The 24,238-nt window shown below is 47.7% G+C and carries 24 protein-coding genes; all 24 read right to left on the bottom strand.

Translation table 11 applies throughout. From position 1 onward, the window contains the following. Positions 1–13: 13 nt before the first annotated feature. On the bottom strand, positions 14–1,240 hold the full coding sequence (locus GPL15_RS24380) for an NAD(P)/FAD-dependent oxidoreductase (protein ID WP_215701281.1): 1,227 nt from the start codon (positions 1,238–1,240) through the stop codon (positions 14–16). Positions 1,241–1,367: 127 nt separating this feature from the next. Beyond that, on the bottom strand, positions 1,368–1,766 hold the full coding sequence (locus GPL15_RS24375; RefSeq protein WP_215701280.1) for a hypothetical protein: 399 nt from the start codon (positions 1,764–1,766) through the stop codon (positions 1,368–1,370). Positions 1,767–1,820: 54 nt separating this feature from the next. Next, positions 1,821–3,482 carry a polysaccharide biosynthesis protein gene (locus GPL15_RS24370; protein WP_215701279.1) on the bottom strand — a complete coding sequence of 554 codons (1,662 nt, stop codon included), beginning with the start codon at positions 3,480–3,482 and terminating at the stop codon, positions 1,821–1,823. Beyond that, positions 3,469–4,611 (bottom strand): DUF3048 domain-containing protein, encoded by a 1,143-nt coding sequence (locus GPL15_RS24365; protein WP_215701278.1) that lies wholly within the window; start codon positions 4,609–4,611, stop codon positions 3,469–3,471. The genes GPL15_RS24370 and GPL15_RS24365 overlap by 14 nt, the downstream gene beginning before the upstream one ends. Further along, positions 4,608–5,105 carry an rRNA maturation RNase YbeY gene (gene ybeY / locus GPL15_RS24360; RefSeq protein WP_215701277.1) on the bottom strand — a complete coding sequence of 166 codons (498 nt, stop codon included), beginning with the start codon at positions 5,103–5,105 and terminating at the stop codon, positions 4,608–4,610. Before ybeY ends, GPL15_RS24365 begins: the two co-directional genes overlap by 4 nt. An 11-nt stretch (positions 5,106–5,116) precedes the next feature. Then, positions 5,117–6,112, bottom strand: a complete 996-nt coding sequence (locus GPL15_RS24355) for a PhoH family protein (RefSeq protein WP_215701276.1) — start codon at positions 6,110–6,112, stop codon at positions 5,117–5,119. After that, entirely contained in the window at positions 6,099–7,340 is a 1,242-nt protein-coding gene (gene yqfD / locus GPL15_RS24350; protein WP_215701275.1) for a sporulation protein YqfD, read from the bottom strand. The genes GPL15_RS24355 and yqfD overlap by 14 nt, the downstream gene beginning before the upstream one ends. Before the next feature lie 21 nt (positions 7,341–7,361). Continuing rightward, on the bottom strand, positions 7,362–7,634 hold the full coding sequence (locus GPL15_RS24345) for a YabP/YqfC family sporulation protein (RefSeq protein WP_215701274.1): 273 nt from the start codon (positions 7,632–7,634) through the stop codon (positions 7,362–7,364). Positions 7,635–7,801: 167 nt separating this feature from the next. Continuing rightward, positions 7,802–7,978, bottom strand: a complete 177-nt coding sequence (gene rpsU / locus GPL15_RS24340) for a 30S ribosomal protein S21 (RefSeq protein ID WP_004613829.1) — start codon at positions 7,976–7,978, stop codon at positions 7,802–7,804. A gap of 110 nt (positions 7,979–8,088) precedes the next feature. Beyond that, positions 8,089–10,698, bottom strand: a complete 2,610-nt coding sequence (gene alaS, locus GPL15_RS24335; RefSeq protein ID WP_215701299.1) for an alanine--tRNA ligase — start codon at positions 10,696–10,698, stop codon at positions 8,089–8,091. Between the two features lie 77 nt (positions 10,699–10,775). After that, entirely contained in the window at positions 10,776–10,901 is a 126-nt protein-coding gene (locus GPL15_RS27830) for a hypothetical protein (protein WP_275950530.1), read from the bottom strand. A gap of 67 nt (positions 10,902–10,968) precedes the next feature. Continuing rightward, positions 10,969–11,745 carry a lysozyme inhibitor LprI family protein gene (locus GPL15_RS24330; protein ID WP_215701273.1) on the bottom strand — a complete coding sequence of 259 codons (777 nt, stop codon included), beginning with the start codon at positions 11,743–11,745 and terminating at the stop codon, positions 10,969–10,971. 180 nt (positions 11,746–11,925) lie between these two features. After that, positions 11,926–12,408: a ribonuclease HI gene (gene rnhA / locus GPL15_RS24325; protein ID WP_215701272.1), complete on the bottom strand. Its 483-nt coding sequence runs from the start codon at positions 12,406–12,408 to the stop codon at positions 11,926–11,928. 14 nt (positions 12,409–12,422) lie between these two features. Continuing rightward, positions 12,423–14,024 (bottom strand): MBL fold metallo-hydrolase, encoded by a 1,602-nt coding sequence (locus tag GPL15_RS24320; RefSeq protein WP_215701271.1) that lies wholly within the window; start codon positions 14,022–14,024, stop codon positions 12,423–12,425. A gap of 48 nt (positions 14,025–14,072) precedes the next feature. Continuing rightward, positions 14,073–15,548: a stage IV sporulation protein A gene (spoIVA, locus tag GPL15_RS24315; RefSeq protein ID WP_215701270.1), complete on the bottom strand. Its 1,476-nt coding sequence runs from the start codon at positions 15,546–15,548 to the stop codon at positions 14,073–14,075. 94 nt (positions 15,549–15,642) lie between these two features. Continuing rightward, complete coding sequence (locus GPL15_RS24310; RefSeq protein WP_215701269.1) at positions 15,643–16,059, bottom strand: HD domain-containing protein; 417 nt, start codon at positions 16,057–16,059, stop codon at positions 15,643–15,645. A gap of 70 nt (positions 16,060–16,129) precedes the next feature. Beyond that, complete coding sequence (locus tag GPL15_RS24305) at positions 16,130–16,840, bottom strand: ABC transporter ATP-binding protein (protein ID WP_215701268.1); 711 nt, start codon at positions 16,838–16,840, stop codon at positions 16,130–16,132. A gap of 12 nt (positions 16,841–16,852) precedes the next feature. Next, a complete protein-coding gene (locus GPL15_RS24300; protein WP_215701267.1) occupies positions 16,853–17,611 on the bottom strand; it encodes an ABC transporter ATP-binding protein in 759 nt (252 codons plus the stop codon). 2 nt (positions 17,612–17,613) lie between these two features. Continuing rightward, positions 17,614–18,693 (bottom strand): branched-chain amino acid ABC transporter permease, encoded by a 1,080-nt coding sequence (locus GPL15_RS24295; protein WP_215701266.1) that lies wholly within the window; start codon positions 18,691–18,693, stop codon positions 17,614–17,616. 10 nt (positions 18,694–18,703) lie between these two features. Then, the gene (locus tag GPL15_RS24290; protein ID WP_215701265.1) at positions 18,704–19,585 is read right to left on the bottom strand and encodes a branched-chain amino acid ABC transporter permease; all 882 of its coding nucleotides are present in this window, start codon (positions 19,583–19,585) and stop codon (positions 18,704–18,706) included. Positions 19,586–19,790: 205 nt separating this feature from the next. Continuing rightward, positions 19,791–21,065, bottom strand: coding sequence for an ABC transporter substrate-binding protein (locus tag GPL15_RS24285; RefSeq protein ID WP_252198601.1), 1,275 nt, complete (start codon positions 21,063–21,065; stop codon positions 19,791–19,793). A gap of 152 nt (positions 21,066–21,217) precedes the next feature. Continuing rightward, a complete protein-coding gene (locus GPL15_RS24280; protein WP_215701264.1) occupies positions 21,218–22,228 on the bottom strand; it encodes an NAD(P)H-dependent glycerol-3-phosphate dehydrogenase in 1,011 nt (336 codons plus the stop codon). 39 nt (positions 22,229–22,267) lie between these two features. Next, a complete protein-coding gene (gene plsY, locus GPL15_RS24275; RefSeq protein ID WP_215701263.1) occupies positions 22,268–22,903 on the bottom strand; it encodes a glycerol-3-phosphate 1-O-acyltransferase PlsY in 636 nt (211 codons plus the stop codon). 3 nt (positions 22,904–22,906) lie between these two features. After that, positions 22,907–24,235: a ribosome biogenesis GTPase Der gene (gene der / locus GPL15_RS24270; protein ID WP_215701262.1), complete on the bottom strand. Its 1,329-nt coding sequence runs from the start codon at positions 24,233–24,235 to the stop codon at positions 22,907–22,909. Positions 24,236–24,238 lie beyond the last annotated feature (3 nt).

Here is a 24,238-nt window from a genome sequence, read left to right as displayed (position 1 = left end):
TTTTTTCTGTCCCTCAATTGCCCTTTGCCGCATGGATACCCGCCAGGGCGCCGCTGGACCATGCAAACTGCAGGTTATATCCGCCGCAGATCCCATCCACATCCAGTAGTTCTCCTGCAATATAAAGGCCTTTTACAAGCTTTGATTCCATTGTACTGGAAACTATTTCCGCCGTATCCACACCGCCGCAGCAGACCTGGGCATTTTCATAGGGATTAACGGCAGATACCTTTACCACGAATTTCTTGATCTGGCCGGTCAGTGATTTTACCTGATCCGGGGAAATGGAAGAAACAGCCCCATCCCCATTGATCCCGGCCTGTTTAAGCAGCACAGCCGCAAGTTTTTTATTGAGCACTCCGGTTAAGAGCTCATCACATCTTTTATAGTGCATCCGTCTGATCCGTGCCTTTAAAAACTCCCATGTCTCATCCAATGACATGTCCGGGAGAAAATCAATGGACACAGAGACCTTTTTCTTCCGGTCCAGCGCCACAGACGCAAAACGGCTGATCTGGAAGGTGGGAATACCTGAAATCCCATAATCAGTCAGCTGCAGTTCCCCCCTGTCCCGGGCCAACGGTTTTCCATCGGCCAGCAGGCACAATTCGGCGTCTGTCCTGACGCCTGTTAGCTGTTTAAAGAATTTCCCCTCACAGCGAAGCTGCACCAGGGCCGGAAGAGGCTTGATGATCCTGTGTCCCAGTCCTGCCGCCAGTTCATAGCCGCTCCCATCGGAACCGGTTGACGGAGCCGCTTTCGAACCGGCCGCCAGGATAACCGCGTCCGGCTTGTAATTTCCCGCCGATGTGATGAGTTCAAAACCAGCCCTGGTTTTTTTTATTCTCTTCACATCACAGCCGCATATCATTTCCACATTCCTGTGAACATTTTCCGATCTCAGCACATCCAGCACCGAGGCCGCCTGATCCGAATTGGGATATACATACCCCTGCCGGTCTTTAGGAAGGATTCCCAACTCCCGAAAAAAATCCAGCGTGGCCTTTACGTCAAATCCCCTGATCACGTCCATGGGAAACTCCGGCTGCCCGCAGCGGTAGCATTCCTTTTCCATATATAAATTTGTCAGGTTGCATCTTCCATTTCCTGTGGATAATATCTTCTTACCCACCCGGTCCATATGTTCCAGAACAGTCACCTTTGCCCCGGTTCTGGCCGCCCAGATGGCTGCCGTCAGACCAGAAGCTCCGCCGCCTGCAATCATTACAGTACGCTTCATTCCAACCTCATTTCCACCGCTTTTGGCGGCAGTTCTCTTTCTCTGTTGTAAAAACACAGTCAGCTATTATTGTATCCATTTTAACCGTTCTTTTCAAGTATTTTAAGCAGAAATCAGCCGGTATCAATCAACTGGTATAGGATTCCAGATAATTAAACACTTCGATCATGGTTTCAAACCAAATGCCCTCTCTCAGCTTATCCTGCTCCGTCTGGGGAAAATCACTGATAGGCATATGGGTGTACAGGCATACGGTTGCCCTGTCTTCACAGAACACCAGAAGAAATCCGTCTTCTGAAACCAGATAATAGCGTTTGGCCGGCGCTGTTTCTTCAGCGCTGACAACCGGCTCGATCTGCTTCTGGTTTAAAACCACACGGTCTTCCGTCACGGTTTCCGTTTCAATCGTAACGTTGGGAATCGGCTCCTCCTGGCGCGCGCTGTTTCTTGTAATAAAAAAACCGGTAAACAGGCAGACAATACTGGTCAATAAAAGCAAAAATAAACAGATACCATACTTTTTCATAAAGGTATTCCTCCTTTAAGTATAGTATCTGCCTTTTTTGTTATTTTAAACCGATTATAATAAATGCAGTTTGTGGGCCGCTTTCACCAGTTTCCTTCCGCCCGGCATGCCATAGAGCTCCATCTCGTCCACACAGCCGGTTTTAATGAGCAATACGCCGTATACCAAAACCGCGATCACAATTGCCGCCAACAGGCTGATTAAGTTGCTGGAACACAGACGGTAAATCATCCGGTAGGAACCGTAGGCCGCCGCTCCCATGAAGGCGGCTGAGATGGTGGGCAGCACAAATGTTTTCCTGACTTCCTGCCTGTATCTCAAATACCGCCTGATCGATCTGGCGTTTAACACGCACATCATCAGGGCGAACACGATATTGGTGCCCACAACACTGTAAATCCCCATCTTCAGCCCATACATCAGAGTCACCAGCATGGCAACATGGACAATTAATGAGATCAGCGCATTGCGGATCGGCACATTCATCCGGTTTATTCCCTGAAGCACGCCGTTGGTCACTGTAGACAGGGAAAAGAAAACGACTGCCAAAGAGCCGGTCATGGTCATTTTGATTAATTCCGTATTATCCCCACGGAACAAGAGATTACAGATCGGGGCAGCCAGAATCGTAAGGCCTACCGTAGAAGGTATGGCAACAATCATGGAAAAGCGGATCACGATCGCGACCCGGTCCTTAACAAGGGCCTTATCTCTCGCTGCAACCGCTCTGGAAAGGGATGGAATCAAAGAAGAGGATAAGGAATTGGCAATGGCTACCGGAATATTGAAAAGCAGGTGGTATTTCCCCATATAAACGCCCCAGGCCGTGGCAATCTGCTCTCCATTTCCCATAAAGGACATGGCATTGCCGAATATATAGTTGTCCACAACCGTGCCTACGTTATAAATCGCGCTGCTGATCACAATGGGGAGAACAGTAAGTCCCAGCACATAGGAGATTTCTCCATAGGATTCCAGCTTGACCGTCTTGTCCTTCCTGGCCTGGCGCTTCATAACCGGACGGTAAGTGAAGAGCAGGAACAGCACAAACAACAGGGCGATAAACGCTCCGGCGCCTGTACCGATGGTGCCTCCCGCCGCGCCGAACGCATAGGAAAACTGGGTCTCATCAAAGACCGCGTTGGATTTAAGCCCCTGGGCGAACAGATAACTGGCCGCCATGATGCTGACCACCGCATTGACGATCTGCTCAAAGATCTGGGAAATGGCGGTGGGAATCATGGTGCCATGGCCCTGGAAATACCCTCTCAGCACCCCTAAATAGGCCATAATCCATATGGTAGGCGCAAGGGTCCTGATGGCATAAGAGCTGAACGGCATTTTAACCGCATTGGCAAAAAAATCAGCTCCAAACCAAAGGGCCGCCGCCGCCAGCCCGCCGACTATAGTCGCATAAAAAAGGGATGCCTTTAAAATCCTTATGGAGTTCTTATATTGTCTTGTCCCCAATCTGGCCGCGACCATCTTGGATACCGCAACCGGCAGGCTGTAGGAGGAAACGATCAGCATGATGGAATAGATGCTGAAAGCAGAACTGTAATATCCGTTTCCTTTATCCCCGATTATGTTGGTTAACGGTATGCGGTAAAACATGCCGATCAGCCTGACAAAAATCCCCGCCGCCGCAAGAATTGCTCCCTGGATAACAAAGTTCGATCCTTTTTTCCGTGTACGTTTCTGATTATTCTTTTCCATGAATCTCCGTCTTAGAAAATGCGCTGGTCTGTATGATGCAGACCCAGGTCTTGCCCTGGTTCAGCACAATTTCATTTCCTTCTGTATCGTAATAGTGGGTGACGCCGAATTCACCGTCTTTTTTCCAGGTAACCGGTATGGCCTTCCCATTGGTAATATAATATCCGTACTCATTGGCATGTACATTGATATTGAGATACTCGGTGGTAGCATACCTGCCGGTCGGGCAATACTGGAAGATAATATTCTTAACCGCGATCTGGCCTTCGCTGCCGTTATGGGCAGCTCCATACTGGTAACGGTAATACAGGCCGTCTTCCTCATTATAAGAGAACCACGGTTTGTTCATCGGATAACCCGGATATACTTTATAGGCATCCAGGGAGTTCTCCAGATGAATTTCCTCGCCGTTCTTCGTGAACTTATAATGCCCCTGATAATCCGCGTCATACTGCTGGCTGTATCCCAGCTTCTCAATGGCTTTCTCAAGCCCTGAGGCGCTGGCGTAGGCATTATGGGGCCTGGCCTTATCTTTGGAACGGTAAAAAGCGGTATCTCCGATGCCGTCGATGCCGTTAATATTGTCCACATTCTTCAAATATGGTTTTGCAAAGGTACTTTGCCCGAAATGCGCATAGACCGCGTCAAATTCCCTGGCAAAATATGTATAATAGGTTCTGCAGCTTCTCACGGAACCGATCCGGTCCAAGTCATCATAATCCTCGATGATGGCCATATAACGGTTCATCTCGCCTTCCACCGGCGCTTCATACACCACGCCGGCCCGGTTAATGCCGTATTGGGGAAGGGCTGCTTTGTCATTGCTCATCATGATGGCAATGGGCCTTCGGTCCGCCTTGGCCACATCCACCATCTCGCCGGTAAGATAGCTTTTTATCTTCCCGTCCACCTCAATCCTTTCATCCGGCTCTGTCTCCGGTTCTGTTTCCGGCGCCTCGGTCTCAAATTCCAACACGATCTCTGTGGAAGATTCCGGTACCGTCTCTGTGGAAACTTCCGTCATGGAAACTTCAGAATATTTCTTCCGGCAGCCGCTGACGGACAAAAGCGCAGTCAAACATAAGAATACAGGCAGGGCCCTGCCTGACAGCACATTCCCATCTCTCATCTGCCGTACCCCCTGCGTTCCAGAATCTCCCGCTGCTTTGCTTCCATCTCCAGCCGTTCCTCCTCATCCATGTGGTCATATCCGCATAGATGAAGCATGCTGTGGGCAACCAGGAAAGCCAGCTCTCTTGTGGTCGAGTGGCCATATTTTTCAGCCTGCTCTTCCACCTTATCAACGGAAACCACAATATCTCCCAGCAGCAGTTCTCCTGTATCAGGGTCAAAATAATCTTCCACATAGTCTTCCACATGGTCAAAATCGGCAGGGGTCTCATAATCCACCAGCGGAAAGGACAACACATCCGTAGGCGCGTCGATTCCCCGGTGCTCTTTGTTTATTTCCTGAATCTCCCGGTTATCCGTCAGTATGACATTGACCTCCGCCTCATAAGGGCATTCCACATAATCGAGGGATTCCAATACCACATGTTCTATGATCTCCTCATAAGGGAGCTCCAGTTTTTTCTCTGCTTCGTACTCTATATTAATTGTCATATGCCCACCCTTTATTTGCTGCGGCTTCTCCTGATCCGTTCACCGCTTTTGCTTTTATTTTCGTAATCTTCATATGCCTGGACGATCTTCTGCACCAGTGGATGGCGCACCACATCGCTGCTGGTCAGGTTGCAGATGCCGATGTCATCGATCTTGCGCAGCACTTTGAGCGCCGTATCCAGGCCGGAAGCCGCTCCGGACGGAAGGTCCTTCTGGGTCTGGTCACCGGTGATGATCACCTTGGAGCCAAAACCGATTCTTGTTAAGAACATCTTCATCTGGGCCGGCGTGGTATTCTGTGCCTCATCCAGAATGATATAGGCGTTATCCAGGGTACGGCCTCTCATATAGGCCAGCGGCGCCACTTCAATCAGCCCCTTTTCCGCATTATGGAGATAGCTTTCCGCCCCCATGATCTGGTACAGGGCATCATATAAGGGTCTGAGATAAGGATCGATCTTGCTCTGCAGGTCTCCCGGAAGAAATCCCAGCTTTTCCCCGGCCTCAATTGCGGGCCTGGTTAAGATGATCCGGTTCACCTGTCCGTCTTTAAACGCCTGTATGGCCATCGCCATGGCCAGATAAGTCTTTCCCGTACCGGCCGGTCCGATTCCGAATACGATCATCTTCTTGCGGATCAGATCCACATAATGTTTCTGCCCCATGGTTTTGGGCTTCACCGGCTTTCCGTTAATGGTCCGGCAGATAATATCCTTATCAATTTCCAAAATCTGATGGTCGCTTTCCGAAAAGGAAAGGGACAGGGCATAATCCACATTCTGTTCCGTAATCACATTTCCCCGCTTGGAAAGCTCTATCAGGTTATTAAATACGCTTTTTGCCTTTTGTATGGTCTGATCCGGGCCAATGATCTTGAGAGCGCCGTCTCTGGCAATCATGGTAACATGCAGCGTTCTCTCAATTTTCTTCAGGTAGGTATCAAACTGTCCGCAGACATTCCTTTCATGTTCCACCGGAATGTCAATGATTGTCTCAATTACGCTCATCTGGTTCTATAATCTCCTCTGTTTTCATTTGCTCTTCCAAAACCGCCTGCTGTTCGCTGATGGTCTCCACTGCGAGCACATAACTGTTTACTGTACAATTTGATTCATCATCTTGTATTTTAACATTATTTTCAATAATTTGTACCCCTTTTTCCAATAAATTTTTTACAAATTCCTCGTGAATGCGCGTTCCTTTGATATTTTCCTCCTCTTTTGTATAAAAACATTCATATGTAACATACTCTTTTGCCTTTATTTTTCCCAGATAAACAGGCAGATAAAAATTCTGGAACAGTTTGAGCTGTTGTTCTTCCATGACCATTTTCCACGGATTCTCTCCGTTTGACGGCAGAATGAGCATGGCCGAATAGCGGAATGCTTTCAGATAAACCCCTTGTCTGGTCTTGCCCGTTTCCGTCACCACCGTGTGCATTCTTGGAAATGACTGCGTTACATGATATTCCGTTTTAGCCATTATATCCGCGTCCGCATGGACATAATGGACATTTACCACCTCTTCGCTGTCGTTTTTTATCTCCACCTGCCCCTTCACCAGAACCTGGCCCTTCTCCACCTGATCTCCCACTGCGGCCACCGGGGTGCCCTGTCTCACAATCATGCTGGTAATCACCCCGTCTTTGGCCGCCACAATATCACAAGGCGACGTATCCTTTTCCGGAATGGAGGACAGCACTTCGTTTTCCTTTATTTTAACCAAAAGACGTGTTCCTGATACACGGGCTGAAACCCAGGTGATTTCAGGAAATGCCAGGCGGATTTCCTCTTCCAGGGAATCACAGTCGATCAGAGATTTGCGCATGCCGAATGTGACATGTTCCGTCTCCAGAAAATCAGTAAGCGTTTCGTAGGTGTACATCCGGTTTCCTTCGAACTGGATATCCCAGACGAACAGGGACATCAGATAGAGAATCAGAAAAAAACTGGCCACACCTGTAAAGTATAATTTCCGTTTCCGGTTGCGGTATAAAAAAAAAGGAAGTCCAAACTTCTCTACGATTCTCAGTCTGACCTTCGATTTCTTCACCAACGGCTTCACCGCACGATACCCTTTTAAGGTTATGCAGAACTGGTATCCTCCGTCCCGGTATTCCAGATCCCAGATTTCGATGCGGTTGGCGCTGCACAGATTCAGAAACCGTTCAGGAGAAAATCCCCGAAGCTGCACCAGAAGATACCCATACCACAGATGTAAAAACCATGCAGGCATACTCAATCACCCAACCTCTCGTCATAATCCTTCAAACTCCACCGACTGAAGCAGGCCGGTAATCTTCATCTCATCATCCGTATAGTATTCAATCATCAGCCTCTTTCCATTAATGACCACTTTACAATTTTTAGCCTGGAGTTTCACCAGCGTATCCGTATAGATCAGAATCTTCCGGTAATTTTCAATCACAACACAGTGACGGCCCACAAATGAGATCAGCACCTCTCCCAGAACCACATCCTTGGGCAGATTCAATGCTGTTGCTACAGCTATTTTTGAATTTTCAAACATAACGATCCTCATATGGTATTTATTATATCTTATGCATTCTGCTGTCTTTATATCATATTTTTTTAACCTGAGTCTGAGAATCCGTTTCATCCCAATTTGCCGTACCGCATATCCTGGTATCGAAAAAATCCTCAGTCATACGACCGAGGATTTTTTTACTAAATAAATTAATTAAATTTACGTTTTCTAGCAGCTTCAGACTTCTTTTTACGTCTTACGCTTGGTTTTTCGTAATGCTCTCTTTTACGAATCTCCTGCTGAATACCAGCTTTAGCACAGTTTCTTTTGAATCTGCGTAAAGCGCTGTCTAATGTTTCGTTATCTTTAACAATTACGTTTGACATAGCTCACACCTAACCTCCCTCCAGTTGTGTACTTGTGCGTAAATACAACTGTTTGGGTATTTTTTATAGCACTGTAATGATTATAGCATAAATTCCTTATTCGTCAACTATTATTTTGAAATTTGTTGGGAAACTACCTCAAAAACTTTTGCCAGAGCGTCATCCACGCCTGCCGGATTCTTTCCGCCGGCCTGTGCCATATTGGGTCGTCCCCCGCCGCCGCCGCCAACAAGTCCTGCCACAGCTTTAATCAGGTTTCCTGCATGGGCGCCTTTTTTCTGGGCCTCATCCGTTGCAGTGGCCATGAGGTTCACTTTGCCGTCCTGGACGGATGCGATTACGATTACGCCTTCACCCAGTTTATTCTTCAACTGGTCCCCTAAATTCCTGAGACCGTTCATATCCACATCAGCGACTTTTGTCGCAAGGACTTTGACGCCGTTTACTTCCTTCACCTGATCCGATACATCTCCCAGGGAATCATTAGCCAGTTTGCTCTTCAGTTTTTCATTTTCAGAATGAAGGGCTTTGATCTCTTCCAGCATGGATTCAATCCTGGCTTTTAAATCAGCCGGAGTTGTTTTGGCAGCCTTTGCAGCTTCGTGAAGCTCCGCTTCCGTCTGCTGGTAATAGTGCATCAAACCGTCTCCGGTCAATGCCTCAATACGGCGCACGCCTGCGGCGATTCCGGCTTCGGAAATGATCTTAAAGGCTGAAATCACATTGGTATTGGAAATATGGGTTCCGCCGCAGAGTTCGGTGGAGAAATCCCCCATCTTCACAACCCGGACTTTATCTCCGTATTTCTCGCCAAACAGAGCCATAGCCCCTGACTTTTTCGCTTCATCCAGGGTCATCTCCTGTGTAACCACCGGAAGCCCTTCCTGGATTTCTTTATTGACCAGATCTTCCACCTGTTTGATCTCCTCAGGAGTCATGGCGGAAAAATGGGTGAAGTCAAAACGAAGCCTGTCCGCATCCACATAAGAACCGGCCTGCTCCACATGCTCTCCCAATACGGTTCTCAAAGCCTTCTGAAGCAGATGGGTCGCACTGTGGTTCTTGCCTGTGGATAACCGTCTGTCCTCACAAACGCTCAAAGTGACTTTATCCCCTACCTGGAACATTCCCTTTGTCATCTTTCCTACATGGCCTACTTTGCCGCCCTGAAGGTGGATGGTATCCTCTACCTTAAATTCACCCTTAGCGCTGACAATTACACCCGTATCGGCCTGCTGGCCGCCCATGGTGCCGTAGAACGGGGTCTCTTCCACAATAATTGTGCCCACTTCCCCGTCTGTTAGCGCCTCTGCCAGATCGGTTTCACTGGTTAATACTGTGATCACAGAATCGTGAACCAGCCTGTCATAACCTACAAATTTAGTAGTAATTGCGGGATCGATGGACTGGTATACCGTAACATCCGCGCCCATATAGTTGGTGGTTTTTCTCGCCGCACGGGCTTTTTCCCGCTGTGCTTTCATGGCGGTCTGGAACCCTTCTTCATCTACGGAGAACGATTTTTCCTCCAGAATCTCAATGGTCAGATCCAGAGGGAATCCGTAGGTATCATAAAGTTTGAACGCATCAGCTCCGGAAAGAACCGTTTCTTTCTTCGCCATCATCTCTTCTTCCATATCCCCGAGAATAGCAAGTCCCTGGTCTATGGTCTTGTTAAATTTTTCTTCTTCTTCTGCCAGAACCTTTAAGATCATGGCTTTCTTCTCTTCCAGCTCCGGATAACCGTCTTTGGAAAGTTCAATGACAACCTTGCTCAAATCTGGCATGAACCTGCCTTCGATTCCAAGAAGCCTTCCGTGGCGTGCGGCACGCCTGATCAGACGGCGCAGAACATATCCTCTGCCTTCATTAGACGGCATAATACCATCGGAAATCATAAAAGTACAGGATTTCACATGATCCGCGATTATGCGCAGAGACACGTCCTTCTTTTCATCAGTCAGATAAGAGGTATGAGCCAGTTCACAGACCGCGTCCAGAAGAGCCTTATTCGTATCCACCGTAAACAGGGAATCCACATCCTGTACCACAACAGCAAGGCGCTCCAGCCCCATACCGGTATCTATATTCTTTTGCTGAAGTTCCGTATAATTGCCGTGTCCGTCATTCTCAAACTGAGTAAATACATTATTCCACACTTCGATATAACGGTCGCATTCACAGCCCACCGTGCAGCCGGGTTTTCCACAGCCGTATTTTTCACCGCGGTCGTAATAGATCTCCGAACACGGACCGCATGGACCGGCGCCATGCTCCCAGAAGTTGTCTTCTTTTCCAAAACGGAAGATGCGTTCTGCCGGAATGCCGATCTCTTTATTCCAGATATCAAACGCCTCATCGTCATCCAGATATACGGACGGATATAACCGGTCTGCATCCAGTCCTACAACCTCTGTCAGAAATTCCCAGGACCAGGCAATCGCTTTATGCTTAAAATAATCTCCAAAAGAAAAATTTCCCAACATCTCAAAGAACGTGCCATGACGCGCAGTCTTACCGATATTCTCAATATCACCGGTACGAATACACTTCTGACACGTAGTAACTCTCTTTCTTGGTGGAATTTCCTGTCCTGTGAAATATGGCTTCAGCGGAGCCATACCTGAATTGATCAATAACAAGCTGTTATCATTATGCGGAACTAAGGAAAAGCTTTTAAGAGCCAGATGTCCCTTGCTTTCAAAAAACTCCAGGAACATCTTCCTCAGTTCGTTAACACCGTACTTCTTCACTTTTACACCTCTCTGCTATTTACATTCTGTAATTCTAATGCTTTTTAATTCGATTTCGCATCTTTATGGTCTCTGAATTTTTTGCCGCAGATAACCCCTCCATAAGCGATGGCAATAAAGAAAATGAACTTGATTGTATATTCAATGAAACTTGCCGCAAACGCACCCATGGTATTTCCTCCTATCAATTCTCTTTTTTTAAAATCATCTATCTTTATTATCCTATCATATGAGTTTTTAATTATCAAGAACATCTTTATAAGTTGCCGCTAATTCATACACTCTTTTTCTGGTAGAATCAGCAAGAGAGGCTGTGTACTCCAATCCTTCCATGGTACCGCCGCCCGACTTCTTCGCCGCCGCGACAGCCAGGGCGTCTCTGTCCTTCATCCATTCCCGTTCTTCCATAATCAGTTCTTCTTTTTCTTTTTCATCCAATTCCCCGATAATGGCGCCGTATATTAAATTCAGCTCTCCGTCCCACAGCTTCAGTTCCGTCTCAGCCGTCGTCTTGATGGAGTTGGTATTGGAATCAGTCTCCTCTTCACGCAGCCGTTTGATCTGCGCATCCAGCTCTGACAGCCGGTTCTCATATGCGTTGGTTCCTGAAACGGATGATTCCACAATTCCCGTCTCTTCCACATTCTCCGCTAATGTGTACACCCTTGTCTCAGGTTTAATCTCTTCTTTCGCTTTTCCGTTCCCGGCCTCTGCCCTCTGTTCCGCTCTGGTTTCCGCAGGGGATATGATGGTTTCCCCAATGGTCTCCATGGCGGCATCAGGCATGGGAGCCGCTTCTGCCATCCTGGCGCCGGCAGTTTCTTCCGGCGTAGTTATGATATCTTCCTTTTCTTCTTTCGAGCCAGACAAATCGACTGCTTCCGTTGCGGAAGCAGTCATGGCAGTCGTCTGCGTCTGCTGGCTGTTTACTAATTTATTCGTGTAATTGGTAGTGGCAACGCCTATGACGATGATGGCCGCGATCACATACCATATTCCGTAATTCCTTTTCATGGGAATTCTCCCTTCCTACCTTGCTGCAGGAAACCTGATATCCTGCTTTGGATTCCTGCCCGCCCCATGAGGATGAGACGATCAGAAACCCAGTTATTTTCAATTTAAAAATATCATAAATAAGGCTGAAAAGGAATAGGAAACCACAATTAGTAATATTTTGTAAGATTAATTTAATGATTATAGGGACAGCCCTGTATCCGTCATCAGATCACTGCCGTCGGCGGCGCTGGTGGCCAGCAGATCACACCTTTCATTCTGCGGGTGGCCTGCATGTCCTTTTACCCATAAAAATTTTACATCGTGGGGCTCCTTCGCTTTTAAAAGGCGTTCCCACAGATCAATATTCTTCACCGGGCCGCTCTTTCCCCGCTTCCAGTTGTTTCTGATCCAGTTATCGATCCATCCCTGGTTAAATGCATCCGTCAGATATTTGGAATCCGAATACAGTTCTACCTGACAGGGCCGGTTCAATGCCTCCAGGCCGACGATTGCCGCCATAAGCTCCATCCGGTTGTTGGTTGTCCGCTTATACCCGCCTGACATCACCTTTTCATGCATCTGTCCTTTGCTGTCCATAAACTGGAGCACCGCTCCATATCCGCCCGGCCCGTCCGGGTTGCCTCTGGCCGATCCGTCTGTGTATAACTGTACTTTTGTCATTGATTTTTGTCTCCTTATCTGTCCCATTTATCACATAATGCATTAATCTGATCCGCAAATCTTGCCAGATCTTTATTGGCTCCGCCTTCGTTGCGCAGAATAACCTGGCGCAGGCGTTCACCGGCAGCAACCAGCCGCGCAAAGACGCCGGCAGCCTTTCTGACCGCCGCGGTTTCTTTGTTCACCGGAATACCCTTGGTAACTGTGATCCATCTGCCCTGAAGCAGGTCAAAGCTGGAACCGCTGAACGGGGCCGCTGCGTTGAAGCCATATTCTTCCCTCAGGGTGCGGACAAAGATATCGCACACCGCGTCATCGCCGTGAACGGCGAATACCTGTTTCGGCTTTTCTTCATAGGCATTGATCCATGCGAGCAGCCCATCCCTGTCCGCATGGCCGCTGATGCCTTCAAGGGATTCGATATGTGCCTCCACATCAATGGTTTCACCGAACAGCTTCACTTCCCGGTTTCCGTCCATCAGGCTACGTCCAAGGGTTCCCACCGCCTGATATCCCGCAAATACAATGGTGCACTCCCTGCGCCACAGGTTGTGTTTCAGATGATGGCGGATTCGTCCGGCGTCACACATGCCGGATGCCGAAATAATAACTTTGGGCTTTGTATCGAAGTTGATATTCTTGGATTCATCACTTGTGATGGACAGTTTCAGCCCCGGGAAAGATATGGGGTTAATTCCCATCTCCACCAACTGCTTTGTCTCTTCATCATAACAGCGGAGCAGATTCTCCTTGAACACATGAGTGGCTTCCACAGCCAGAGGGCTATCCACATATACTTCAAAATTATCATGGCCATGGATCATGTGATCCAGCTTTATCTTTCTGAGGAAATACAAAAGTTCCTGGGTACGGCCCACCGCAAAGGCCGGTATCACCACATTGCCCCCTCTGTCCAAAGTTTCCTGGATGATGCGGGTGAGCTCGGTGATGTGATCCTTGGTATGAACGTGGTTTCTGTCGCCATAAGTACACTCCATCACCACATAATCGGCCTCTTTTATATACTGGGGATCGCGGATCAGCGGTTTGTTGAAGTTGCCGATATCTCCGGAAAACACGATTTTCTTTGTTTCTCCGCCTTCTGTAATCCACACTTCAATGGAAGCCGACCCGAACAGATGGCCCGCATCCGTAAAACGGATTCTTATGCCCTCCGCCAAATCCACCAGTTCATCGTATTCATATGTTTCAAAATGCTGCAATACCCCCAGCGCGTCATTCATCTCATACAGGGGAGGGACTTCCGGACTTCCGGCTCTTCTGGCCTTCCGGTTTTTCCATTCAGCCTCCATCTCCTGAATGTGGGCGCTGTCTTTTAACATAATATTACATAAATCCCCGGTCGCAACCGTTGTCACAACCGTTCCCCGGAAGCCTCTGGCATAAAGCAGCGGAAGAAGTCCCGCATGGTCGATGTGCGCATGGGTGAGCAGCACATAATCCACTTCTGAATAGCTGATCGGCAGTTCCACGTTTTCGTAAACGTTCAGCCCCTGCTCCATACCATAGTCCACCAGGATATTGGCATGTTCCGTCTCCAAACAGTGACAGCTTCCGGTCACTTCATGATCTGCCCCAATAAATGTAAGCTTCATAGAATACCCTCCTATGTCTTTTGTCGTATAATCCATTATAGCACTGAATTATATGATTATGCAAATCATACCTCCATTGCTGTCGTTAATTATTTTCTGCAGCGTATCCTGAAGCTTCATCTGGCAGTCTTCCGTCATCTGGGAAACCTTTGCCTGGATTCCGTCTTCCACGATCTGTTCGATGGATTTTCCAAAAATATTGGTGCTCCAGATGCCCTCATCGCTTTCCTTGGCGTTCTGTTTAATATAAGCGATCAAATCTTCCGCCTGCTGTTCGCTGCCCACGATGGGAGCGATCTCCGTTTCAATATGAGCTTTTATCAGATTGATGGAAGGCGCTTCCGCTTTCATCTTCACCCCGTACTTATTGCCATGTTTGATCACCTGCGGTTCATCCAGCATGATTTCAGAGCGGTCAGGCGTCACCACCCCATAGCCTTTTAAACGCACCTGGTTCATGGCATTCTGAACCTTTTCATATTCAGACTGCATTCTGGCCAGATTGGAAAGGGTCTGCATCAGCTGGTATTCTCCCTCAATGGGGATTCCCACATAGTCGCTGAGGATCTGATAGTAATAGCTGTCGTCCACATCCACGCCTACGGACACGCTGCCGTCGGCCATTTCCATATTCTGCAGTTTCAGGCCTTTGACCGCTTCGGAGGACGGAACCATCACCTCGCTGTTTACATCTTTCATATGGGACACCTTTTTCATAATGTCCCTGACCGTTTGAATCACCTGGCTTTTCAGCCAATGGGTTGCAGGCAGGATTTCCAGCCATTTGGGAATATAAAAATCCATTTCCGTTACCGGGAATTCTTTTAAAACCCGTTCCAAAATGTGGTAAATATCTTCTTTTTTCAGTTGTTCGCAGTTCACCGGCAGCACAGCAACCTGATATTTTTCCATCAGCTCCCTGGCTAAGGAAGCAGTCTCTTCCGAATAAGGTTTTAAGGAGTTCAGAAGGAGGATAAATGGCTTGCCCAGGCCTTTTAACTCCTGAACTGTTTTTTCTTCCGCAGCTATGTAATTAGGGCGTTTCAATTCCCCGATGGATCCGTCGGTTGTGACCACAATCCCTATGGTGGAATGGTCGTTGATTACCTTTCTGGTTCCGATCTCAGCAGCTTTTGTAAACGGTATCTCATAATCATACCACGGCGTTTTAACCAGGCGTTCCGTATCATTTTCAATGTGTCCGGCCGCCCCTTCCACCATGAATCCCACACAGTCGATCAGTCTGACCTTGGCCTGAATCCCGTCATCCAGCTTGATTTCAGCCGCTTCTTTAGGGATAAACTTAGGTTCGGTGGTCATAATCGTCTTTCCGGCCGCGCTCTGAGGCAGTTCATCCCTGGTTCTGGCCTTCTGATGCTCATCTTCCATATCCGGCAGCACCATCAGTTCCATGAACCGCTTGATAAACGTAGATTTCCCAGTCCTGACCGGGCCCACAACTCCTATGTAAATTTCACCTTTTGTTCTGGCTTCAATGTCTTTATAGACATTATAATTTTCCATAAAAATACCCCCTGCTATACTTTATTAGCCGCTGTTACAAGCATGCTGTGCTGATACAGTATATGCATAGGGGTATTTCTTTATGTAATCTGGTTTACTCTCCCCGCAGAATTTTTAAGGAACGCTTTGCACGTTCATCGATGGAATAAGTCTGAAAGGACATCTTCTTAACTCTGGCAATATCCTTATTATCCTCAATCTCTGCGATCTTCACTTTTGTCGCCAGTTCCGTTCCGCTGATATCATCAATATAGTCGTAATATGTGACATCTCTGCGCTTTGTCAATTGTTCAATCGCGTCCAGCACGCGCCGGCTGAATCCTTCTTCTGCAAGTTCTCCCAATGTCAGTTCGGTATCTTCAATCACATCATGAAGCACTGCTACGATCTTTTCATCTTCCGTATCCATCTTGTCCATAACCCTGACGGCATGGTCAAAATAGGAATTGCCATCGGGATCTTTCATTCCATTCAACGCTTTATTGGCAATTTCTATGGCTCTGTCAAGCAAAAAAATCACTCCCCTCTGAACATTCATCTATACTGATATTCTATCATGGGGGAGTGGAAAAATCCATTACTTATTCACTTAAATACGCTTTCTTAACCGAATCGTTGTTCATCAGCTCCTTGGCATCGCCGTTGAGGACAATGTTTCCCGTCTCCAAAACATAGGCTTTATGGGCGATGGAGAGAGCTTTCTTCGCATTCTGCTCAACCAAAAGGACCGTAGTTCCTCCGTCGTTGATCTCTTTGATGATATCGAAGATTTCATTGACATAGATCGGGGAAAGCCCCATGGACGGTTCGTCCATAACGATCAGTTTGGGGTGGGACATAAGAGCACGTCCCATGGCCAGCATCTGCTGTTCACCGCCCGACAATGTGCCGGCCGGCTGGTTCTTTCTCTCCTCCAGACGAGGAAAACGTTTATAAATCCGTCCCAGCGTCTCTTCCATCTCCGCCTTATCGTTTCTGGTGTAAGCGCCTAACTTTAAATTCTCCAATACGGACAGCTGCGCGAACACACGGCGTCCTTCCGGAACATGGGCCATACCCATGGATACAATCTTATACCCCGGCACTTTTGTTATATTCTGCCCCTCAAAATGAATGGTCCCGGCAGCCGAAGGAATCAGCCCGGTAATCGTGTGAAGAATCGTAGTCTTACCGGCTCCGTTTGCGCCGATCAAAGCTACGATCTCCCCTTCGTTAACCTGAAAGGAGATTCCCTTTATGGCCTGGATCACGCCATAATACACTTCCAGATTTTCTATTTCAAGCATAGCCATAATGTCTTCCTCCTATTCACCCAGATATGCCGTGATTACCTGAGGATCATTCAGCACCTGGCTGGTCTCACCCTGTGCCAGAACCTGGCCGAAGTTCAATACGGTCAGTTCTTCACAGATGCCGGAAACCAGTTTCATATCGTGTTCAATCAGCAGAATTGTCATGTCGAATTTATCCCGCACAAAGCGGATCGTATCCATCAGTTCTTTCGTCTCATTGGGGTTCATGCCCGCAGCCGGTTCATCCAATAGAAGCAGTTTGGGATCTGTTGCCAGGGCTCTGGCGATCTCCAGTTTCCTCTGCTTTCCATAAGGAAGATTTGCCGCCTGATAATCCGCTTCCCCATCCAGGCTGAACACTTTCAAAAGCTCCATCGCTTTTTCATCCATGGCCTTTTCCACCGCGTAATACTTGGGCAGACGCAGGATTCCTTCCAGCGTGGAATAGACAAAATGGTTATGAAGGCCTGCCTTTACATTATCCAGCACGGTCAGATCTTTGAACAGCCGGATATTCTGAAAGGTCCTGGCGATTCCCGCCTTATTGATCTCAATTGTCTTGCGCCCTGTAATATTCTTGCCATCCAGGACGATTGTTCCCATATTCGGCTTATAAACCCCTGTGAGCAGGTTGAAAACCGTTGTCTTACCAGCGCCGTTGGGGCCGATCAGGCCGTAAAGCTGTCCTTTTTTAATCTCTATATTAAATCCGTCAACCGCTTTTAAACCGCCAAAAGAGATTCCAAGATTATTCACTTCCAAAAGAGCCATGATTATTTACCCTCCTTTGCCGGCGCCTTTTTCCCCAGCATGTTTTTCAGGGAATGGCGTTTTCTAAAGTCAATAATGGCCGGACTCCAGTTGAAAATCATCATAACGATCAGTACAATCGCATAGATTAACATACGGTAGCTGTTGAGCCCTCTCAAGAGTTCAGGCAGCAGCGTGAGCGCAATCGCAGCTATGATGGAACCCCGGATATTGCCGATACCGCCTAAAACAACGAATACCAGAATCATGATGGACTGGTTGTAACCAAAGTTTTTCTGGGTAGCGGACAATGTGGACAGGTTATGGGAGTATAATACTCCTGCCGCGCCTGCAAGCGACGCGGAGATGGTAAATGCCATCAGTTTATATTTGGTAATATTGATTCCAATGGACTCCGCTGCGATCCGGTTGTCACGGATGGCCATGATCGCACGTCCGGAACGGGAATAAATCAGATTCAATACAATAAACAATGTAATCAGGATCAGGACGAAGCCAATTGTGAAGTTGGCGTCATTGGGCGTGCCCGTAATACCCTGGGCGCCGTTAATGAGCACTTTTCCGTCAGCCGCCATCTTCAGTTCAATGGCGCTTTTCATGGAAAAATGAAATCCGCTGCTGTCCTTTCCAAGATAAATTACATTGACAATATTCTTAATTATTTCACCAAAAGCAAGGGTAACGATTGCCAGGTAATCCCCTTTCAGCCTTAAAACAGGAATACCCACAATAATGCCTGCCACTGCCGCGCTGGCAGCGCCGATCAGCAGAGCCAGCGTAAAGCGGACTGCCGTAACCGGAATTGCTTCCACCATGCAGACGGAAAACAGGGAGCTGGCAAACGCGCCCACACACATAAATCCCGCATGTCCAAGGCTGAGTTCTCCCAGAATACCTACGGTCAGATTCAGGGAAACCGCCAGAATTACATAGTAACAAATGGGTACAAGCTGGCCTTTTAACAGGCTGGATATATTGCCTGACTTGACCATAACTTCCATTATAATATAAGCGATGATCACAATTGCATATGTAATCAGATTGGCCTTTGTAATTTTGCTGATTGATTTTTTCTTTTCCATCCCAACCACCTTAAACCTTTTCATTCATTTTCTTACCCAAAAGACCGGTCGGACGCACTAACAGCACTACAATCAACACTGCAAATACAATCGCATCCGCCATCTGAGATGAAATGTATGCTTTACTCAAATTCTCAATAATACCCAGCAGAAGCCCGCCGATGAACGCCCCCGGAATGGAACCGATCCCGCCGAATACGGCCGCTACGAATGCCTTGATGCCGGGCATGGCGCCGGTATATGGTGACAGAGATGGGTAAGCGGAACATAAAAGTACGCCTGCAACCGCCGCAAGAGCCGATCCGATGGCAAACGTCAGCGCAATGGTTCCGTTTACATTGATGCCCATGAGCTGGGCCGCTCCCTTATCTTCGGAAACCGCCAGCATGGCCTGGCCCGCCTTTGTCTTTTTAATGAAGGTGGTCAATACCACCATAATGATGATACAGGTAATAATTGTAACGATGGTTTCTCCCGATATGCTGAGCTGACCGCCAGCAAGCTTTAAAGGAGCGATCTTCACTACAGAAGTGAAGGATTTGGTTCCTGCGCCGAAAATCAGGAGCGCAATATTCTGAAGCAGATAGCTGACACCGATGGCTGTGATCAAAACAGCCAGAGGGGATGCCATACGAAGAGGCTTATAAGCCACCCGTTCAATGGTCATGCCTAATACGGTGCATATGACAACAGCCAGCAGAATCCCGACCACAGGAGGCAGTCCCATGGTGCTGACCGTAATAAAAGTAACATAACCGCCTATCATAATTACATCGCCGTGAGCGAAATTAAGCATCTTGGCAATACCATAAACCATGGTATATCCCAACGCAATCAAGGCATAAACGCTTCCAAGACTGACACCGTTGATAAAATAGGAAATAAAGCTCATAAGAAACACCTCTTTAGTTTATTTGTAAATACTTACTTAAAAACCATATGTGAGGAATTATATCATAGGAAACATGCCAATACAATCTTTTTTTACAAAAACGGGTATTGAAAGCATAATTGCCACAATACCCGTTATAAACTGTTAAAAGACTGCCATCAATGGGTCGGCCTGTCTCTTATAATATTCAATTCGCCCCGGCGAATTACTGAGCAGTGTAAACACCATCTACGATCTTAACAGCCTTAGGAGCCTTAGAAGGTTCACCGTCAGCAGACCATGTAATGCCCTCACCGGTCAGACCGTCAACTGTAATCTCCGTCATAGCGCCCTTCATAGCTTCGCAGATATCGGAAATGCTCATACCGGCAGTTACTCCGCCTTTTTCAGCAGCAGCCTTGATTGTGTAGATCGCATCATAAGAATCCGCTGCGAACTGGTTAGGAATGTCGCCATATGCTTCTTTATAAGCAGCAACGAATTTCTGTGTAGCCTCATCCTGTGCATCAGCAGCAAATGGTGTTAACAGCATAACGCCTTCTGCCAGAGTTTTGTCGAAGTTATCAACGGTTAAAAGACCGTCTAATCCGTCACAGCCAAAGAAAATGGGCGCATATCCCATGGTATTGGCCTGTGTTAAGATAAGAGCTGCTTCTGAGTAGTAAATTGGAAGGAATACCAGTTCAGCGCCGGCATCTTTTGCCTTCTGGAGCTGTACGGTGAAGTCAGTCTTGCTGTCAGCAGTAAACGCTTCTGCAGACACTACTTCGATTCCCTGGTTTGCAGCTTCTTCATTGAACTTCGCATAAATACCGGAAGAATACACGCTGGAGCTGTCATAGATAACAGCTACTTTCGCAGCCAGCTTGTTCTCGCCGATGTACTGTGCGGAAGCGATACCCTGGTTAGGATCTGAGAAGCAGATACGGAATGCGTTGTCATTCTGAATACATTCTACGGCTGAACCTGAAGGTGTCAGCTGGAACATATTATCTTCTTTGGTCTTAGCTGCAACTGCGATACATGGGTTTGTAGTAACGGTTCCCATCAGCACCTGCATCTTATCATCTTTTAACTGATTGTAAGCGTTTACGGCTTTTTCCGGATCACTTTCATCATCCTGGAAAGCGAACTCAACGGTCATGCCGTTAATACCGCCGTTTTCATTGATTTCTTTAACTGCCAGTTCAGCCGCGTTCTTTACAGCTAATCCATAGATAGCCGCATCGCCTGTGATCGGTCCGATTCCGCCGATCTTGATCACTCCGCCTTCACTGGATGCCGGAGCAGCGGTTGTTTCACCTTCCGCTTTTGACTCTGTCTTGTCTTCTGCTTTTTCTGCTGCGGTTGTTTCAGCTTTTGCTTCGGTTGCCTCAGTTTTTGCTTCTGTCGCCTGAGTTTCTGTCTTAGCGCCGCCGCCGCATGCTGTCAGGGAAGCCGCCATAACGGCTGCTAAACCAACACTAACAAATTTTCTCATAATCTTTCCTCCTCTTGAATACTTATCTGTCGCTTATGTACGCATAATCAAAGTGGCTTCTATCCAGTCTGTTTAGAAGCCACGCTTTAAATTAAGCTTTTTCAATTATATAATTATACTTTTACGTTGTCAAGTGTTGAATCATCTTCTTATCAATCTTCCCACGGCAAATCGGAGCTTTCCAGCTTCTTATCCCGCAGCATCAGTTCCCCCACCGCATCCGCGGCCGGTTTCCCGTCGAATAAAACCGCATTAACCTGCTCGATAATCGGCATCGGAACCTGGTATTTCTCCGAAAGCTTCAAAGCTGCTTTGGCCGAATAAACGCCTTCCACCACCATCTTCACTTCCTTCATGGCAGCTTCCATGGAATAGCCCTTGCCGATCAAAATTCCCGCCCGGCGGTTGCGGCTGTGCATGCTGGCACAGGTAACGATCAGATCTCCAATTCCGGTCAGGCCGCAGAACGTCTGGAATTTGCCTCCCATCTCCATTCCCAGCCTGGCGATCTCCGTAATGCCTCTGGTGATCAGGGCCGCCTTTGTATTATCTCCATATCCCAGGCCATCCGCGATTCCCGCTGCCAGAGCAATCACATTCTTCAGGGACGCTCCGATTTCAATCCCCAGCATATCAGGGCTGGTATAGACCCGGAATACCGGGCTCATGAACAGATTCTGTATTTTCTCCGCAGTTTCTTTATTATGGGCTCCCACCACACAGGTGGTAGGCAGCCCTCTGCTCACCTCTTCCGCATGGCTGGGCCCTGATAAAACAGCCACATTGGCAGAAGGAAGTTCTTCTTCGATGATCTCAGATAAGGTCATCAGTGTGGCTTCTTCAATTCCTTTAGCCACATTGACAATGATCTGACCGTCTTTACAGAATTTTCTCATCTGGCGGGCCGTATTTCTCGTATAAACAGACGGTACCGCCAGCACCAGAAGATCTTTGGCATCCATTGCCCTTTCCAAATCCGCCGTAAAAATCATCTGCTCCGGAAGCATTACGCCCGGCAGGCTGTGATGTTCGTGTTTTGTGCTGAGTTCCGTAATCTCCTGTTCCAATGCAGACCAGACAGTCACCTGATGTCCGTTCTCATGCAGCAGCAGAGATAACGCAATTCCCCAGCTTCCTGCGCCAATCATACCAATTCTAGCCATCTTAACCTCGATTCTGCCGCCGAAACGGCATCCATTTCATTATTTCTTTCCTGATCCCAGCTTATTCTCCGTGCCGTGAACCAGCCTGACAATATTCGCCCTGTGTTTCCAAAAGGCCAGGCCCGTTACACAGGCTGATACCAGATAAAATTCCGTCAGATAATCCGGGGACAGCCCATATGTACCGCGGCTGCTCTCAAAGATCATAAGGGCCAGAAAAAGACTGACCACCACCAGAGAGCCCAATGATACAAATCTGGTAACCGCCACGATCAAAACAAAAGCCACAAGGCAGATGAGCGTAACCGTCCAGTCCAGGGATACCAAGATCCCCGCCGTAGCGGCGATTCCTTTTCCGCCTTTAAAATGCATGTAAAAAGGATAATTATGCCCCAGAATCACACCGAGCCCGGTGTACAGTATCATGAGATACTGCACTGATATCTGGTCTTTATAGAAAATCCGTACAATAAAGCATGGGATCACCGTTTTCAAAAAATCACCCATGAAAACAGTGGCTCCCGCTTTTACTCCCATTACGCGAAGAACATTGGTGCTTCCGGAGTTTCCGCTGCCGTGCTGGCGGATATCGATCTTGTGTAATTTTCCATAGAGGTATCCGGTCTGAAACAGCCCAAACAGATAACCGAATACCAGGCAGATGATTCTATCCATGTTTTATTCGTCCTTCCCTTTCCGTTCCCGATAGATGAATTTAAGTGAAGTCCCCCGGAATCCAAACGCTTCACGAATCCGGTTTTCCAGATAACGGGTGTAGGAAAAATGTGTCAATTCCTTATCATTTACGAAAATAACAAATGTAGGCGGCTTAACGGCAACCTGAGTGATATAGTAAAGCCTCAGCCTCTTCCCTTTATCAGAAGGCGGCTGCTGGAGAGCGACCGCTTCCGACATAATCTCGTTGAGCACGCCGGTGGCAACCCGCAGGGTCTGGTTTTCCCTTACCATATCGATCATCTCATATAATTTCCCCAAACGCTGACCCGTAGCGGCTGAAATGAAGATGATTTCCGCATAAGGCATAAAGGACAGGGTGTCCTTCACCTTTCTGGTAAATTCATAGATGGTCTTATCATTCTTTTCTATGGCGTCCCATTTATTAACAGCAACGATAATGCCCTTTCCCCGTTCATGGGCGATGCCGGCGATTTTCGCGTCCTGTTCCGTAACCCCTTCTGTGGCGTCTATCACCACCACCACCACATCGGCCCGCTCCACTGCCGTAACGGTACGGATGATGCTGTATCGCTCCAGTTCTTCTTTGATCTTATTCTTCCTTCTCAAACCCGCGGTATCGATAAATACGTATTCCGTCCCGTTGTGCATCACCTTGGTATCCACCGCGTCCCTGGTAGTGCCCGCAATATTGGATACGATCACCCGGTTCTCTCCGATCAATTTGTTTATAATAGAAGATTTACCTACATTCGGTTTTCCCACAATGGCAATTCTGGGGCGGTCGTCCTCTTCCTCTTCTTCACCGGCAGGCGGGAAAAACTTAACCACCTCGTCCAGCATATCGCCGATTCCCAGTCTGGAAGCGGCCGATACAGACACCGGGTCACCGATTCCCAGGTTATAGAATTCATAAACATCGTTGCCGAACTTCTGAAAACTGTCCACCTTATTAACAGCCAGCACCACTGGCTTTTTAGATTTTCTCAGCATATCGGCAACTTTGGAATCCGCGTCTACAAGCCCCTGGCGCACATCCACGATAAAGATTATCACATCGGCGGTAGCGATAGCGATCTCCGCCTGTTCTCTCATCTGGGATAAAATGATATCACTGCTGTCCGGCTCAATTCCGCCGGTATCAATCAAAGTAAAATTTCGGTCCAGCCAGGAACAATCTGCGTAAATGCGGTCACGGGTCACACCCGGGGTATCTTTTACAATTGAGATCGTCTCTCCTGCGATGGAATTAAACAACGTAGACTTGCCCACATTGGGACGGCCTACAATTGCAACTACTGGTTTGCTCATATG

The organism is Clostridium sp. MCC353 (genome assembly GCF_018785315.1).
Taxonomy (GTDB): domain Bacteria; phylum Bacillota; class Clostridia; order Lachnospirales; family Lachnospiraceae; genus CHH4-2.
The sequence above is the reverse complement of the archived record's forward strand: the minus strand, read 5'-3'. Positions and strand labels throughout refer to the sequence as shown.